The organism is Rhodococcus sp. ACT016 (genome assembly GCF_050477185.1).
Lineage (GTDB): Bacteria > Actinomycetota > Actinomycetes > Mycobacteriales > Mycobacteriaceae > Prescottella.
Genome location: NZ_JBEAET010000001.1, coordinates 3,936,677 through 3,951,069, shown reverse-complemented (window position 1 = coordinate 3,951,069; position 14,393 = coordinate 3,936,677). Strand labels below are relative to the sequence as shown.

15 protein-coding genes are annotated in these 14,393 nt (G+C 68.5%); 5 read left to right on the top strand and 10 right to left on the bottom strand.

All coding sequences use genetic code 11. The features are described 5' to 3' along the window. The first annotated feature begins 6 nt into the window (after positions 1-6). The 3 genes from ACQ5DX_RS18145 to ACQ5DX_RS18135 are packed head-to-tail and all read left to right on the top strand — an operon-like array spanning position 7 to position 1,150. Complete coding sequence (locus tag ACQ5DX_RS18145) at positions 7-360, top strand: inorganic pyrophosphatase (protein WP_430333883.1); 354 nt, start codon at positions 7-9, stop codon at positions 358-360. A 57-nt stretch (positions 361-417) separates the two neighbouring features. Then, positions 418-798, top strand: coding sequence for a phage holin family protein (locus ACQ5DX_RS18140; RefSeq protein WP_430333882.1), 381 nt, complete (start codon positions 418-420; stop codon positions 796-798). A gap of 1 nt (position 799) precedes the next feature. Continuing rightward, positions 800-1,150 carry a VOC family protein gene (locus ACQ5DX_RS18135; RefSeq protein ID WP_430333881.1) on the top strand — a complete coding sequence of 117 codons (351 nt, stop codon included), beginning with the start codon at positions 800-802 and terminating at the stop codon, positions 1,148-1,150. 31 nt (positions 1,151-1,181) lie between these two features. Here ACQ5DX_RS18135 and ACQ5DX_RS18130 read toward each other — a convergent pair whose 3' ends face one another. Beyond that, on the bottom strand, positions 1,182-2,051 hold the full coding sequence (locus ACQ5DX_RS18130; protein WP_430333880.1) for a 1,4-dihydroxy-2-naphthoate polyprenyltransferase: 870 nt from the start codon (positions 2,049-2,051) through the stop codon (positions 1,182-1,184). Between the two features lie 69 nt (positions 2,052-2,120). Here ACQ5DX_RS18130 and ACQ5DX_RS18125 point away from each other — a divergent pair, with 69 nt between their 5' ends. Next, on the top strand, positions 2,121-5,441 hold the full coding sequence (locus ACQ5DX_RS18125; RefSeq protein WP_430333879.1) for a BTAD domain-containing putative transcriptional regulator: 3,321 nt from the start codon (positions 2,121-2,123) through the stop codon (positions 5,439-5,441). A 4-nt stretch (positions 5,442-5,445) separates the two neighbouring features. Here ACQ5DX_RS18125 and ACQ5DX_RS18120 read toward each other — a convergent pair whose 3' ends face one another. The 9 genes from ACQ5DX_RS18120 to ACQ5DX_RS18080 all read right to left on the bottom strand — a co-directional run bounded on the left by ACQ5DX_RS18120 (position 5,446) and on the right by ACQ5DX_RS18080 (position 12,439). After that, the gene (locus ACQ5DX_RS18120) at positions 5,446-6,282 is read right to left on the bottom strand and encodes an ABC transporter permease (RefSeq protein ID WP_430333878.1); all 837 of its coding nucleotides are present in this window, start codon (positions 6,280-6,282) and stop codon (positions 5,446-5,448) included. Then, positions 6,279-7,253 (bottom strand): ATP-binding cassette domain-containing protein, encoded by a 975-nt coding sequence (locus tag ACQ5DX_RS18115; protein WP_430333877.1) that lies wholly within the window; start codon positions 7,251-7,253, stop codon positions 6,279-6,281. Before ACQ5DX_RS18115 ends, ACQ5DX_RS18120 begins: the two co-directional genes overlap by 4 nt. A 146-nt stretch (positions 7,254-7,399) precedes the next feature. Then, positions 7,400-7,927 (bottom strand): hypothetical protein, encoded by a 528-nt coding sequence (locus ACQ5DX_RS18110; protein WP_430333876.1) that lies wholly within the window; start codon positions 7,925-7,927, stop codon positions 7,400-7,402. Between the two features lie 193 nt (positions 7,928-8,120). Further along, positions 8,121-8,672, bottom strand: coding sequence for a hypothetical protein (locus ACQ5DX_RS18105; protein WP_430333875.1), 552 nt, complete (start codon positions 8,670-8,672; stop codon positions 8,121-8,123). 309 nt (positions 8,673-8,981) lie between these two features. Continuing rightward, on the bottom strand, positions 8,982-10,154 hold the full coding sequence (gene menE / locus ACQ5DX_RS18100) for an o-succinylbenzoate--CoA ligase (RefSeq protein WP_430333874.1): 1,173 nt from the start codon (positions 10,152-10,154) through the stop codon (positions 8,982-8,984). A 41-nt stretch (positions 10,155-10,195) separates the two neighbouring features. Next, positions 10,196-10,498, bottom strand: a complete 303-nt coding sequence (locus ACQ5DX_RS18095) for a DUF3349 domain-containing protein (protein WP_430333873.1) — start codon at positions 10,496-10,498, stop codon at positions 10,196-10,198. 22 nt (positions 10,499-10,520) lie between these two features. Next, the gene (locus ACQ5DX_RS18090; protein ID WP_430333872.1) at positions 10,521-10,889 is read right to left on the bottom strand and encodes a DUF3349 domain-containing protein; all 369 of its coding nucleotides are present in this window, start codon (positions 10,887-10,889) and stop codon (positions 10,521-10,523) included. A 43-nt stretch (positions 10,890-10,932) separates the two neighbouring features. Beyond that, complete coding sequence (locus ACQ5DX_RS18085; RefSeq protein ID WP_430333871.1) at positions 10,933-11,205, bottom strand: hypothetical protein; 273 nt, start codon at positions 11,203-11,205, stop codon at positions 10,933-10,935. A gap of 13 nt (positions 11,206-11,218) precedes the next feature. After that, entirely contained in the window at positions 11,219-12,439 is a 1,221-nt protein-coding gene (locus tag ACQ5DX_RS18080) for an inorganic phosphate transporter (protein ID WP_430333870.1), read from the bottom strand. A gap of 454 nt (positions 12,440-12,893) precedes the next feature. Here ACQ5DX_RS18080 and ACQ5DX_RS18075 point away from each other — a divergent pair, with 454 nt between their 5' ends. Then, positions 12,894-14,309 carry an ABC transporter substrate-binding protein gene (locus ACQ5DX_RS18075; RefSeq protein WP_430333869.1) on the top strand — a complete coding sequence of 472 codons (1,416 nt, stop codon included), beginning with the start codon at positions 12,894-12,896 and terminating at the stop codon, positions 14,307-14,309. The last annotated feature ends 84 nt before the right edge of the window (positions 14,310-14,393 follow it).

Genomic DNA, 14,393 nt, shown 5'->3' with positions numbered 1-14,393 from the left:
GGAAGTATGGACACGAACCTGGCGGCGTACTTCTCGGCCCTGGATCAGTTGGTCCGCAAGGCGCCTCTTCGGATCGATCGTCCGCGCGGCAGCGCGCACCCACGGTTCCCGGAGGTCGTCTACCCCGTCGACTACGGATTCCTCGAGGACACCGCGGGCGGCGACGGCGAGGGCGTGGACGTGTTCCGCGGGTCGGCCGACGGCGTCGGCATCGTGGGGGTTGCGCTCACCGCGGATCTGACGAAACGCGACGTCGAGGTGAAGGTCCTGCTCGCGTGCACCGAGGACGAGATCGGCGTCATCGAGCATTTCCTGCACGAGCGGCTCCGGTTGAACGCCGCCGTGGTGCGGCGGCCGTGACCGGCGCGACGTCACGGGCGCGCACCTTGCCGGGCCGGTTCGTGCCAGCATGAGGCCATGACATTCGTGATTCGCCTGGTGATCAACGCGATCGCCATCTGGCTCGCCGCGCAGTGGCTGAGTGGCATCTACATTGCCGACTCGGGCCAGGGCACCGGCACGGACATCCTGATCCTGCTCGGCATCGCGCTGGTCTTCACCGTCGTCAACGCGTTCGTGAAGCCCATCGTGAAATTGCTCTCGCTGCCGCTGCTCATCCTGACGCTCGGGTTGTTCACGCTCGTGATCAACGCGCTGATGCTGTTGCTCACGGCATGGCTCAGCTCGCAGACCGATTGGGGCCTCACCATCGACGGCTTCTGGACCGCCGTGTGGGGTGCGCTGATCATCTCGTTGGTGAACTTCGTGCTCAGCGCCCTCGTGCCGGACAAGCGTTGACATGACGATCAGGCGGGTCGTGCCCGACATCCACGCACGTTCCATCGACGAGAGCCGGGAGTTCTACGGCGCTCTCGGGCTGGTCGAGGTGATGAACCAGGGGTGGGTGACGACGATGGCGTCGCCGTCGAATCCCACCGCCCAGGTGACGATCATGGGCGACGACGCGACCGCGCCGGTGCATCCCGACATGAGCATCGAGGTGGACGACGTCGACGCCGTCTACGAGACGATGGTCGCGCGCGGCGCGACCATCGTCCACCCGTTGCAGGACGAGGAGTGGGGCGTGCGACGGTTCTTCGTCCGCGACCCGGACGGCCGGGTCGTGAACGTGCTCGGGCACCGCGCCTGAGCGGCAGCCGATTCCGGCGTGGCTGTGGGGCTCAGCCCAGCCCGAGGGCCAGCCCGGTGGCCGCGGACCACACCAACATGGACATGCCCGTGATCGCGAGGGCGGGGATCAGCGCCGGTCCGCGGCCGCCGGTGCGGATCGGCGCGTTCGCCTTGACCGCCAGCGGAAGAGCGAGAAGGCCGACGAGGGCCCACGGCGTCCGCACCAACAGCGCGAGGGTGGCGACGAACGGGACGACCATCAGCATCAGATGCAGCGTGCGGGTCCGTGCGTCGCCGAGTTTGACTGCGAGCGTGATCTTCCCGGACTCGGTGTCGGTGGGGATGTCGCGCAGATTGTTCGCGACGAGCACCGCGCTCGAGAACGAGCCCACCGCGATCGCGGCGACCAGCCCGGCCCAGTCGACGCGGTCGGCCTGGACGAACTCGGTGCCGAGGACGGCGACGAGGCCGAAGAACACGAACACCGCGATCTCGCCGAATCCGCTGTAGCCGTACGGCTTCTTGCCGCCGGTGTAGTACCAGGCGCCCAGGATGCACACCGCGCCGACCAGGATCAGCCACCACGCCGAGACCAGGGCCAGAACGATGCCGGCCACCGCCGCCACCGCGAAACAACTCATTGCCGCGGCCTTGACCGCGGAGGGTGACGCGAGCCCGGAACCGACGAGACGCAGCGGGCCGACCCGCTCGTCGTCGGTTCCGCGGATGCCGTCCGAGTAGTCGTTGGCGAAGTTCACGCCGACGATCAGCGCGAGCGAGACGACCAGTGCGAGCAGCGCCTTCCACCACACCGCACCGCCCAGGGACGCGGCCGCGCCGGTACCGGCGAGGACGGGGGAGATCGCGTTCGGGAGGGTGCGTGGACGAGCGCCCTCGATCCACTGCGACACAGAAGCCATGCCCCGATCCTTTCACCCCGGCCGAATCGGGTAGCCGCACGGTCGGCTCCTCCCATAGGCTGGTCGCCGGTGCAACCCGTGACGAGCCATTCGCAGACTCCGGCGCCCACGGAACCGCCGGTCGAGGTGGCGCTGTTGGGTGCGGTTTCCACGCGGCGCGACGACGTCCTGGTACCGCTGCCCGGGCCGCGTGCCCGCAGCCTGCTGGTGGCCCTCGCCCGACGTCCGGGGCACAGCCGCAGCGCGGCGGCACTCGTCGAGGACGTGTGGGGCGACACCCCGCCGAAGTCGCCGGCGAACGCCCTGCACACCCAGATCTCACGTTTACGGTCGGTGTTGCCCGACGGCGCCGTCGAGGCGGGCCCGGCCGGTTACCGTTTGACGCTCGACCCGCAGCAGGTGGACCTGGCGCGGGCGCGCACACTCGCGCGACGGGCGGGACAGTGCCACGCCGACGGCGACCAGCAGGGTGCGCTCGACGCGGTCCGGCAGGCTCGTGCTCTCTGGCGTGGTGAGCCCGGCGCCGATCTGCCCGACGGTGGCCTCGCCGACGATCTGGCGACGGAGGCGGCAACCCACCGGCGTGCTCTCGACGCTGTCGAACTCGCGGCGCTCGTCGCTGCCGGGGAGTACGGCGACGCATTGCCGATCGCCCGTGCCGCAGCCGGCGCGTCCCCGCTCGACGAGGGAGCGCACGCGCTGCTCATGGAGTGCCTGCACGGTGCGGGGCGGTCCAACGAGGCGCTCGAGGTGTTCGCCGATCTGCGGGGCCGACTGGCGGACCGACTGGGCGTCGATCCGTCCGTCCGGCTGGTCGATCTCAACGCCACGATCCTGCGGGGTGGGCCGGCCGAAGAATCGACGTCCGGTGGCGGCGTCGCGGTCGACGAGCCGGAGTCGGCGAACCGCGTGCTGCCCACCGTCATCGGGCTCCGGGCGGCGCCCAACCCGTTGCTCGGACGGAAGACCGATCTGGCCGCGCTCGAACTGCTGCTGGCGTCGTCGCGTGTCGTGACGGTTCTCGGTCCCGGCGGTACCGGGAAGACCCGGGTGGCCCACGCGCTCGGCGGCGAGATCTCCGCGCGGATGCCGGTCGCACTCGTCGAACTGGCCCCGCTGCGCAGCGGCGAGGACGTCATCGCCGCGATCAGCGGCACGCTGGGCCTGAGCGAGGCCGATCTCGTCCCGGGCGGGCTCACGCGCACCCGGATCCACGACGCGCGTCAGCGGCTGCGGGACGTGTTGGCGGCGCGGCCGTCCCTGCTGATCCTCGACAACTGCGAGCACCTGATCGACGACGTCGCCGATGTGGTGTCCGACCTCATCTCGGCGAGCCCGCACCTGACGGTCCTGGCCACCAGTCGCGCGCCGATGGCGATCACGGCGGAGGCGGTTTATCCGTTGCCCCCGTTGGCAATCGACGACGACGGTTCCCCCGCGGTCGAACTGTTCCGGACCCGGGCCCTTGCGGTGCGGCCCTCGGTGCGTCTTGACCGCGGTGAGGTCGAGCGGCTCTGCCGGACGCTGGACGGTCTGCCGCTCGCGATCGAACTCGCCGCGGCCCGGGTCCGCACGCTCAGCGTCGAGGAGATCAACGCCCGACTCGTCGACCGGTTCGCGTTGCTGCGCTCGGGCGACCGCACGTCGCCCGAGCGGCACCGCACCTTGCGGGCGGTCATCGACTGGAGCTGGAACCTGCTCGAGGATCCCGAACGCGCTGCGCTGCGCCGACTGTGCCGGTTCCCCGGTGGCTTCACATCCGAGGCCGCCGTCGCGGTCGCCCAGTGGGGCGAGGTCGCCGACGTCGCCGATGCCCTCGAGGGGTTGGTGAACCAGTCGATGCTGTCGGTGGTGGAACCCGCCGCCGGCGCCGACTCGGTGGGGTTGCGCTACCACATGCTCGAGACCGTGCGGGAGTTCGGCGAGGACCAGTCGGACGACGACGAAGCCGCCGAGGTGAGCGCTCGAACTGTCGCGTGGGCGGAGCAAATGTCGCGAGAGGTGTTCCACGACTTCATGTCCGGCCGGCAGATCGCGGCGGCGCACCGAGTGGAGGCCGAGCACGACAATCTGCTCGCGGTACTGCGCTACGCGCTGTCGGAGAAGTCGGTTCGCACTGTTCTCACGGTCTTCCCGGTGCTCGGCGGCATGTGGGCCCTACGGGGTGCGCACTCGGAGGTCTTCACGTGGGTTCCGCGCGTGATCGAACTCGATGATTCGGGGCTCGATCCGGAGGACGTCCCGGGTGACCACCTGGCGTCGGCGTACGCGCTGGCCGCAGCCCACATGGCGATGGGTGGCAATCTGCGCTCGGTTGCGATCGCCCGGATGCGCCTGCGGCGGCTGCTCGCCACCCGCACCGACATCAGCGAGTCGTCGCGGGTCAACGCAACGCTGATCCTGGTGCCCGGGTCCGGGCGCGGCCTGGCACGGGCACTGGCGACGGCGGTGCGCTCTGCCGATGCCGGCGCGCGCAGTTCTGCGTTGATGGCGCGCTCCAACCTCCGGGAGAACAACGGCGACCTCTTCGGCTCGGAATCGGATGCCCGGCTGGCGCTCGATCTGGCCGAACACACGAACGACACTTGGGGGCTGGCGATGGTGTGTCAGCACCTCGGCAGCCTGTGCGCGCAGTCCGCACGGTACGACGAAGCCGTCGGCTTCTACCGGCGTTCCGCCGAGGGGTTGTGGGACCTGCACCTGTACGACGAGAGCCTGCAGGTGCGGGGCTTCATGGTGGCCGCCCTCGTCGGGGCCGGCCGGATCGCCGAGGCCCGGTCCGAACTCGCGACGCTCGCCCCGATGCATGCGAACGCGCCGAGCAAGAGTGCGAACAACGAGGACACGCACAACCAGGCGTCGCTGTCGGCGAGCACCGCGGAGTCGGATCTGGCCGTCGGCGCAGTCGATCGGGGGCTGGCCGAGTACCGGCGTGCGGTGGGGCACGCCGGCGGCCTCGCGGCGGAGCTTCCGGCCGACCCGTTCGAGATCATGGTGGCTGCCGCGGCCGTGGATGCCCACGTGCTGGCCGGACGCCCCGAGCCCGTGGCCGATCTCGCCGACCGGATCGCGGTGGTGTCGATGCAGCGGCTGGGACCCGGTGGCTACCCGGATCTACCGCAAACCGGCGCGGTGGCGTGCGCCGTCGCCGGCTACCGAATCGCCACCGGCCGCGGTGTCGTCGAACGGGAGTTACGGCTTCTTGCTCTGGCGACGAGAGTGCATGCACGACAGGACTATCCGTCGATGCGTCTCGACCGTAACCTCGATGCGGCCGGGGCCGTGGTCGGTGACGACGCCGTCGCGGCGGCGCTGGCGTCCGTCCAGGGGACACCGCGCGCCGCCGCGCGTCACGAGATTCTCGAGCTTCTGGCGCTGTCGGAGGGGTGAGCCGTCAGGCCTTGCGCATGTAGGTGCGCACCGTCAGCGGCGCCATGATCGCGACGATCACAGCCGCGCCCAGCAGCGCGTACACCGCGTGGATTCCGAAGTGGCCGTCGTTGGCGAGCTCGCGGACCGCGGTCACCAGATGCGAGACCGGGTTGACGTTCACGAACGCCTGCATCCAGCCTGGCATCGTGTCGGCCGGCACGAACGCGTTGGACATGAAGGTCAGCGGGAACAGGATCATCATCGAGACACCCTGCACGGCAGAGGCTTTGCTCATCAGCACACCCATGAGCGCGAAGATCCAGCTGATTGCGAACGCGCACACCATGACCAGCAGCGCGGCGGATGCGACGCCCACGAATCCGCCGCCCGGGCGGTAGCCCATCGCGATGCCGACGACGATCGTGATGGTCGTCGCGATCAGATACCGGACGACGTCGGCGAGCAGTGCCCCGGACAGCGGCGCGATCCGGGCGATCGGCAGCGACTTGAACCGGTCGAAGACGCCCTTGTCCATGTCCTCGCGTAGCTGGGTGCCCGTCACGATCGACGTCGTGATGACGGTCTGCACGAGGATGCCCGGGATGATGATCGGCAGGTACGACTTCACGTCCCCGGAGATCGCGCCTCCGAAGATGTACGTGAACATGAACGTGAAGATGATCGGCTGGATCACCACGTCGAACAGTTGCTCGGGATTGTGCTTGATCTTCAGGATGCCGCGGTAGGCCATCGTGAAGCTGTGGACGACGGAGTCCCGGAGGCTGATGCGATCGACGGCCGCGACGGTCCGGGTGCCGGTCGTCGTCGTGGTCGAGGGCGAGGTGAGGGTGGTGGTCATGCGGCGCTCCCTTCGGATTCGGCGGTGTCGTGACCGGTGATGGTGAGGAAGACCTCGTCGAGACTCGGCTTGGAGACGGTGATCTCGTCGACCGCGATACCGTGATCGCGCAGTCGCACAAGTAGATCCGCGGTGATCGACGGATCCGCCAGCGGCGCGGTGATGCGGCCCGACTCGGGTGTGACGGTCGCGTCGAGCCCGAGTGCGCTGGAGATGAGGATCCGGGCCTCGTCGATCCGGCCGCGGTCCGCGAGTGACAGTTGCAGCGCCGATACGCCGACCGATGCCTTGAGTTCGTCCGCGGTGCCGTCGGCGATCACCCGGCCGCGGTCGATCACCGCGATCCGGTCGGCCAGTTGGTCGGCTTCGTCGAGGTACTGCGTCGTGAGCAGGACCGTCGAGCCCTCGGCGACGAGGCGGCGGATGGTGTCCCACATCTGCGCGCGGGTGCGCGGATCGAGCCCGGTGGTGGGCTCGTCGAGGAACAGCAGCGGGGGACGGGCAATCAGACTGGCCGCCAGGTCGAGGCGCCGGCGCATGCCGCCCGAGAAGTTCTTGAGCGGCTTCGATGCGGCCTCGGTCAGCGCGAACTCCTCGAGGAGTTCGGTCGCCTTGCGCTTCGCGTCGGCACGACTCAGGCCCAGCAGCCGCGAGAAGATCACGAGATTCTCTGTGGCGGTGAGGTCCTCGTCGACGGACGCGTACTGGCCGGTGACGCCGACGAGGGAGCGGACCGCGGTCGATTCACGGACGACGTCGCGGCCGAAGATCCGGGCCTGGCCGCCGTCGGGGCGCAGCAGGGTGGCGAGCATCCGGACCGTGGTGGTCTTGCCGGCGCCGTTGGGGCCGAGGACGCCGTACACCGAGCCGGTCGGCACGGTGAGGCTCACGCCGTCCACGGCGCGCTGCTGCCCGAACGTCTTGACGAGCCCGACGGCTTCGATCGCCGGGGGTGAGGTGTCGAGGTTCATGACCTCACCTTTGCGTGGCCCTCTTGCAGCGCCCTTGCAGGGCCCTTGCGCGGTGCGTACGAGCGCCTGTCGCGTCGTTCGGAGGCGGACACACACCGGGGCCGCGGTGTGTACACCGCGGCCCCGGGTCTTCCGGAGGGTTCGTGTTATTTCAGCAGGCCACCGAGCAGATCGCCGAGGTTCGGAATGAGGTCGCCGAGGCTGCCGGTCACCGTTTCGAGGCTGCCGAACGCCTCACCGATGTGGACGAGCTGAGGCTGACCGAGCACCGGCGTGGGGTTGGACAGCGAGATGCAGGCGCCGACGAACGCGTACACGCCGTCGGCGAGCGGCGCTGTCGTGTACGACGTGGTGGCGCCCGGAGTGACAGCTTCGAGACCGCTGGTCCACACGACGAAGCCGGGCTCGAGCAGCTTGGTCGGATCGTCCAGGGCCTGAGGCGCTTTCGCGGCGTCGACGGCTACCGCGCCGCACGTGCTCATCGGGTATTCGACGTTGGGGTTGCCGACCGTGACGGTGACGACGTTGTCGTGTGCCTCGGTCGTCAGGACCGGTCCGGTGAACTCCTGGGCGGGTGTGGCCGACGCGAGTGCGGGGCCGGCCAGCAGTGCGGCGGTGGCAACCGCGCCGCCGACGGCAGCGCGGGTGAGGATTGTGGTGGATCGTGCACGCATGATCGTGTCCTTTCAGCGGTGGGAAGTGGACCTCTGCCGGGGTTCGTGGACGAACGCAGGGCGGGGATCACCCGCGACAGGAACGACGTCGGATGCACCTCGTGCAACCGGTGTCGTGCAAAAAGGGGGGAAGATGCGCGGCGGCCCGGACATCCCCGACCTACAGCCGGGCCGCCGCGCAGGACCAGTGGCGTTACGCCGGCTGCGAGGAGCCCGCCGAGATCGCCTTGATCAGGCCGTCGATGTTCCCGCTGGTGAGGAACTCGACGATGTTCTTCAGTGCGCCGTTCTCCAGGCTGCCGAACAGCGCGTTCTCGGGCAGGCTGACGATCTTGGGCTGGCTCACCGCGGGAACGCCGGAAGCCGACGTGCACTCGCCGATCACGGCGTACACGCCGTCGTTGAAGTTCGGCGTGGTGAACTCCTTGGTGCTCGCGGCAGCGACGCGATCCTTCGACGCGACCTTCCATGCCGCGAATCCGGGTTCGAGGAGCTTGGTGGGGTCCTTCTCGAGTTCGGAGACCTTGGAGGCGACGATCGCGTAGGCGCCGCACGTCGTGCCGGCGTCGGTGTTGGTGTTCTCAACCGTCACCGTGATGGCGTGGGCATCGACAGACGCGGTGATCTTCGGTGCCGAGACCGCGGGCGCGGCGGTCGCGAGCGCAGGCACGGCGAGAGCAGCCGTTGCGGCCATCGCGACGCCACTGACCGTGCGGGTGAGCGCCTTCCGGGTACGGATGTGCATGAACAACCCCTCATTCGTTGGAAATGTCACTGACGGATGAGTGATCGCGGTGTCTTGTCCCCGACAACCAAGATCACTTGCGTCAGCATCGATGCTGGGTCAAGTTCGCGCAAGGCGAATCCCCGAATTGGGTAAGGTGCGGACTTTACCGTTCGACCCGGATCGGACATTCCTACCAGTCGGTAACGAATGTGAACAGCGGAAACCCGGACGTACGAGGCGGATTGGCAGCTCTGTAACGATTGTATTTCGAACCGCGAAGTTCGAAGAACTTTCAATTGCTTGTTCAACTACCCGCGTTCCGGACGGTCAGCGAGTCCGGTCCCAGGACGTCCGCAGCGCGTTGCGGTCGGTCTTGCCCGGCCCGCGCAGAGGCAGCGCGTCGAGCAGTCGGACCTCGCGCGGCGCCGCGGTGGCATCGAGCGCGCCGCGGACATGTTCGCGCAGTTCCTCGAGGGTGGGCGCGCACCCCGCGGCGGGGACGATCGCCGCGACCACACGCTGACCCAGGCGATCGTCCGGCACGCCGAGGACGGCGCACTCGCGCACGCCCGGATGCTCGAGGAGCACCGACTCGACCACCTGTGGCACGACGGTGAGTCCGCCCGTGGAGATCGCCTCGTCGAGCCGGCCGTGGATCGTGAGGACTCCGCCGGACACGGTGCCGGCATCGTCGGTCCGGAACCACCCGGGCTCGGCGAAGGCCGGGTGCCCCGGCAGTCCGCGATAGCCCGACGCGACCATGTCGCCGCCCAGCACGACGCGGGAGTCGTCGGCGATACGGACGATCGCGCCGTCGAGGGGGAGGCCGTCGTAGACGCACCCGCCGCACGTCTCGCTCATCCCGTAGGTCCGCACCACCCGGATCCCGGCGTCGAGCGCGCGGCGCAGCAGCGGCGCCGGCGTTGCCGCACCGCCGAGCAGGACCGCGTCGAGCGAGGCCAGCGCCTCCGTCGCTCCAGGATGGTCGAGGGCCTTGACCAGCTGCGTCGGCACGAGCGAGGTGTAGCGGCGCGGGCCGGTCATCGCTTCGACCGCGGTCGGCAGGTCGTCGGGATCGAAGCCCGCCGTGACATCGACGACGATGGGTGGCCGACCGGCCAGCAGGCTGCGCAGCAGCACCTGCATGCCGGCGATGTGATGCGCCGGCAAGGCCAGCAGCCACGACCCGGGACCGCCCAGACGCCGGTGCGTCGCGTCGCCGCTCGCGCGCAGTGCCCGGGCGGTGAGCATCGCGCCCTTCGGCACGCCGGTGGTGCCCGACGTCGCCATCACGAGCGCGACGTCGTCGGCGCCAGGGACGTCGTCGATCGCCTCGCCCGGATGCAGGGCGCGGGTGAGCCGATCGGTCTCCTTCCGGTCTCCTTCCGGTACCGGCAGGAGCGGTGGACCACCGCCGTCGAGCACTCGTTCGAGCGTCGGCAGAACCGAGGCCACCTCGCTGCCGGAAGGGATCGGAAGGGTGTGCAGGAGCGCGCTCACCCGTCGATGGTTTCACGACCGGAGTACCGGCCCCCGCGCGGTCAGGGGAGGGGCGGGCCCGCAAGCGGCCAGCCACCGGAGGACAGGTGCGACTGCACCCTGTCCACATCGGATTCCAGCGGCATCTCGTTCGTGATCTTGGTGATCAGGACCTGGATATCGGTCTTGGAGATGGGCAGGTCGCCGTGCTCGACGAGCGCGGCCGTCACGAGGTCGACCTCCTCCTCCGACAGGCGTCGGGTGAGGAGGGCGAACAGGGGGACGTAGTCCTGCTCGGGCACACCGTTCGGGTAGCCGGCGCGCAGCCAGTCGATGATCGAGGCGAGAAACGGAGGCAGGCTCAATGATGCTCCTGAACTCGGTCCGTCAGCTCTCGCTGTCCGAGGCTTCCTGGTCGTCCCCGGCGGGTGCTTCGGTGTCGTCTCCGACGACGGGCCACCCGCCCGCGACGAGGCGTTCGGTGACGCGGGCGATGTCTTCCTCGGTGGGTTCCTCGTGGATGATGCCGGCGATGATGCTCTTGAGGGCGTCGTAGTCGACGTGTCGAGCGGGGTGCTCGTGCGCGGTCGCGATGGAGAGGTCGACGACCTGCCCGATCTCCTCGTCGGTGAGGCGGCGGCCCAGTACCGCGAGCAGCGCGAAGTGATCTTTGGCCGGAATGCCCTCCGGGTAGCCGGCGCGGAGCCAATCGAGTACCGAGCGGAGCGAGTACTTGTTGTTCACGGTTGCGATCACTTTCACGATGGGAGCGGGGGTGTGGATGGGGTAGGGGCCCCGCTCAGAAGACGTGGATGCCGAAGCTGCTGGCCAGGAAGTTCTGCATCAACATCAGTATCCCGGCGATGATCGCGATCAGCACGACGGCGAAGCACGCGGCCGCGCCGATCTTGCCCGGAGTGGACGCCGTGGTCGTCCCGTCCGCGTTCGTCCGTGCGCCCACGGACAGGCTCTTGAGGCCCAGCGCGAAGACGGCCGGCAGGCCCGCCCCGAAGAGAAGTCCCACGAGGACGACCTGCCACAGCGAGTTGGCGGTCTGCGTCAGTAGATCCATCGGTCGTCTCCTCTCAGGTGTTGCTTCGGGTGGTCTGGTCTGCGTCGGCGAGTTGGTCGGTTACCGCGACCGCGGCGCCGGGCGCGCTCTCCGCGGCGGGTGTCAGGCCACCGTCCCACTCGGCGTTGACGTTGCTCGGGTCGATCGGTTGGCGGCGCGAGCGCAGGTACATGAAGATCGACAGCGCAACCAGCAGGGCGAAGACGACGAGGACGCCGGGCAGTCCACCGATCAGGTGTGCCAGTGCCCAGCAGATCGCGCCGACGATGCCGGCGGACGGAAGCGTGATGAGCCACGCGACGGCCATGCGGCCGGCCACGCCCCAGCGGACTTCGGAGCCCTTGCGGCCGAGGCCGGTACCCATGATCGATCCGGTCGCGACGTGTGTGGTCGACAGCGGCAGGCCCAGGTGGCTCGAGGTCAGGATGATCGCCGCGGACGACGATTCGGCGGCCATGCCCTGCGGTGCGGCGATCTCGACCAGGCCCTTGCCGAGCGTGCGGATGATGCGCCAACCGCCGAGGTAGGTGCCGAGCGCGATCGCGATGGCGCAGCTGAGCTTGACCCAGAACGGCATCTCGGCGTCCGCGGAGAGCGACCCGTGGGCGACGAGCGCCAGGAAGATGACGCCCATCGTCTTCTGGGCGTCGTTGGTGCCGTGCGCCAGCGAGACGAGCGACGCGGTGCCCACCTGGCCGATCCGGAAGCCCCTGCTCTTCTCGTCGTCGGGAATGTCCCTGGTGATGCGGTAGATCAGGTGGGTGCCGACGGTCGCGACCAGTCCCGCGACGACGGGGGCGAGCAGCGCGGGCAGGATGACCTTGCCCAGCACGCCGCCCCACTCGACGCCGTCCATTCCGATCGAGGCGATGGCTGCGCCGATGAGCCCGCCGAAGAGTGCGTGCGACGAGCTGGACGGCATGCCGAACAGCCAGGTCGCGAGATTCCACAGGATGCCGCCGACGAGGCCGGCGAACACGATCAGCAGCAGCGCTTCGCCGCTGACGGACTGGAGGTTGACCACCCCCTTCGCGACGGTGGCCGCGACTTCGACGGAGAGGAAAGCGCCGATCAGATTGAGGGTTGCAGAGAGTGCCACTGCGACCTTCGGTCGTAGTGCGCCGGTGGCGATGGAGGTGGCCATCGCGTTCCCGGTGTCGTGGAAGCCGTTCGTGAAATCGAAAGCGAGGGCAGTGACGACCACTACCAAGAGAACGACGAGCTCTGCGGTCACAAGCGAATTGTGCGTATCCAACGCGTAAAAGTACAGCGAGCATCCGGTGAATCGGCGGTGCGCTGGCTCTCAACTTCCCATCACCTCGCATGACGGTTCCTTGGGTGTGTGAACACTCACGTTTTTCGAGCGGTGTGTCGACCATCACGGAGTTGTCTCACTCACCGGGACCGGCGTCTGGGGGGCGGTGTGATGCTCGTTACGGTCCTCGCCACCGGGAACGGAGCTTCCCGGTGAGTGGAGCTCGGGAAGGTCGGTGGCGGGATGGCGGCAGCGGTCGGGGTGAGCTGCCCTTCCAGTTCTTTACCTAAAGAAAACACTTGCTTTACCTAGGTTTTGCGTGACTTCCGGTCGGCGCGCTGATATCGGTCATCGCCGCAGGTCCGGACAGGTTTTCGATCCGTTGGTTCTACCCCGGCCCGGTCTCGGGCACTGAGAAGGAGATTCACCGACCGTGAAGAGAAACAAGACAGCCAAGTTGGTCGTGGCACTCGCCGCGACCGCGGCCCTGGTCTCGGCCTGTGCCGGTGACCGCAGCGGCGACGCGGTCGTGCCGGGTACCGGATCGGGTGACGCGAAGGCGTCGTCGTCCACCGCCGCCGAGAAGTTCGGCACCTTGGCCTCCCCGTGCGGTACGGGCGACGCGAAGGGCGCCACCGACCAGGGCGTCACCGACACCGAGATCAAGATCGGCTACGGCGACGACCGCGGCTACGCCAAGAGCCCGGGCCTCAACAAGGAGATGTCCGACGCCGTCTCCGCGATGATCGACTGGTGCAACGAGCAGGGCGGCATCAACGGCCGCAAGATCGTCGGCACCGACTACGACGCCGCCATGACGCAGGCCAACTCGGTCATGCAGGACGCCTGCCGCAGCCAGTTCATGATGGTCGGCCACGGCTTCGCCATGGACCAGACGTCCGAGCAGACCCGCGTCGCCTGCAACATGGCCGCGGTTCCGGGCTTCACCGTCTCCCCGGATGCGGCCAACGGCCCGATGACGTACCAGGGCGTGCCGTTCCCGGTCGACGTCGCCAACGCTGCCGCCTGGTTCCAGATGGGCGAGATGCATCCCGACATGAAGAGCGACTTCACGCTCGTCGGTTCGACGATGCCCACGATCATCACCTCGCTGACCAAGACGAAGTCCATGGCCGAGGCCGCCGGCTTCACGCTCAAGGACTGCGGCATCACGCTCAACTACGAGGGCGAGGCCAGCTACGTCCCGTTCGCGGAGAAGCTCAAGCAGTGCGGCGCCAAGGGCATGTGGACCTCGCGCTCGCCGGTGCCGGCCGAGTTCAACTTCATCAAGGCCGTCGACCAGGTCGGGCTCGATCCGATCATCTTCGGTGAGGCCACGTGGTACGGCAACGCCGTCCAGTCCTTCAACAAGGACACCGGTCTGCTCGACAACCTCAACGCCGACATGACCTTCCAGATGCTCGAGAACGACGCCAACCCGGCGGTCAAGCAGTACAAGGACCTCGTCACGGCCAAGGGCGGCAAGACCGCGCTGCTCGGTATGCAGTCCACCTCGTCGTTCCTGCTGTGGGCCACCGCGGCAAAGGAGTGCGGTTCGGACCTGACCCGTCAGTGCATGATCACCGAGCTGTCGAAGATCCACGAGTGGGACGGTGGCGGCCTGCACGCCGTCAGCGACCCCGGCACCAACACCCCGGCCCAGTGCGGCCTGATGGTCGAGCTGAAGGGCGCCGAGTACTCCCAGGCGTTCCCCACGCAGCAGGGCGAGTTCAAGTGCGACCCGAAGTACCTGATCAAGACCGATCCGTCGACGTGGGGCACCGATCTCAACGCCGACCGCATCTCCACCAAGTACCTGAACCCGAACGTGATCACGCCGAAGGCGTAATCCGGGGCCGGCGGTCGTAGCCCACAGGTTCTCGACCGATCCGGCCACTTCGATCCGACCGATGAACGCGGCGCCCCGAGCCAC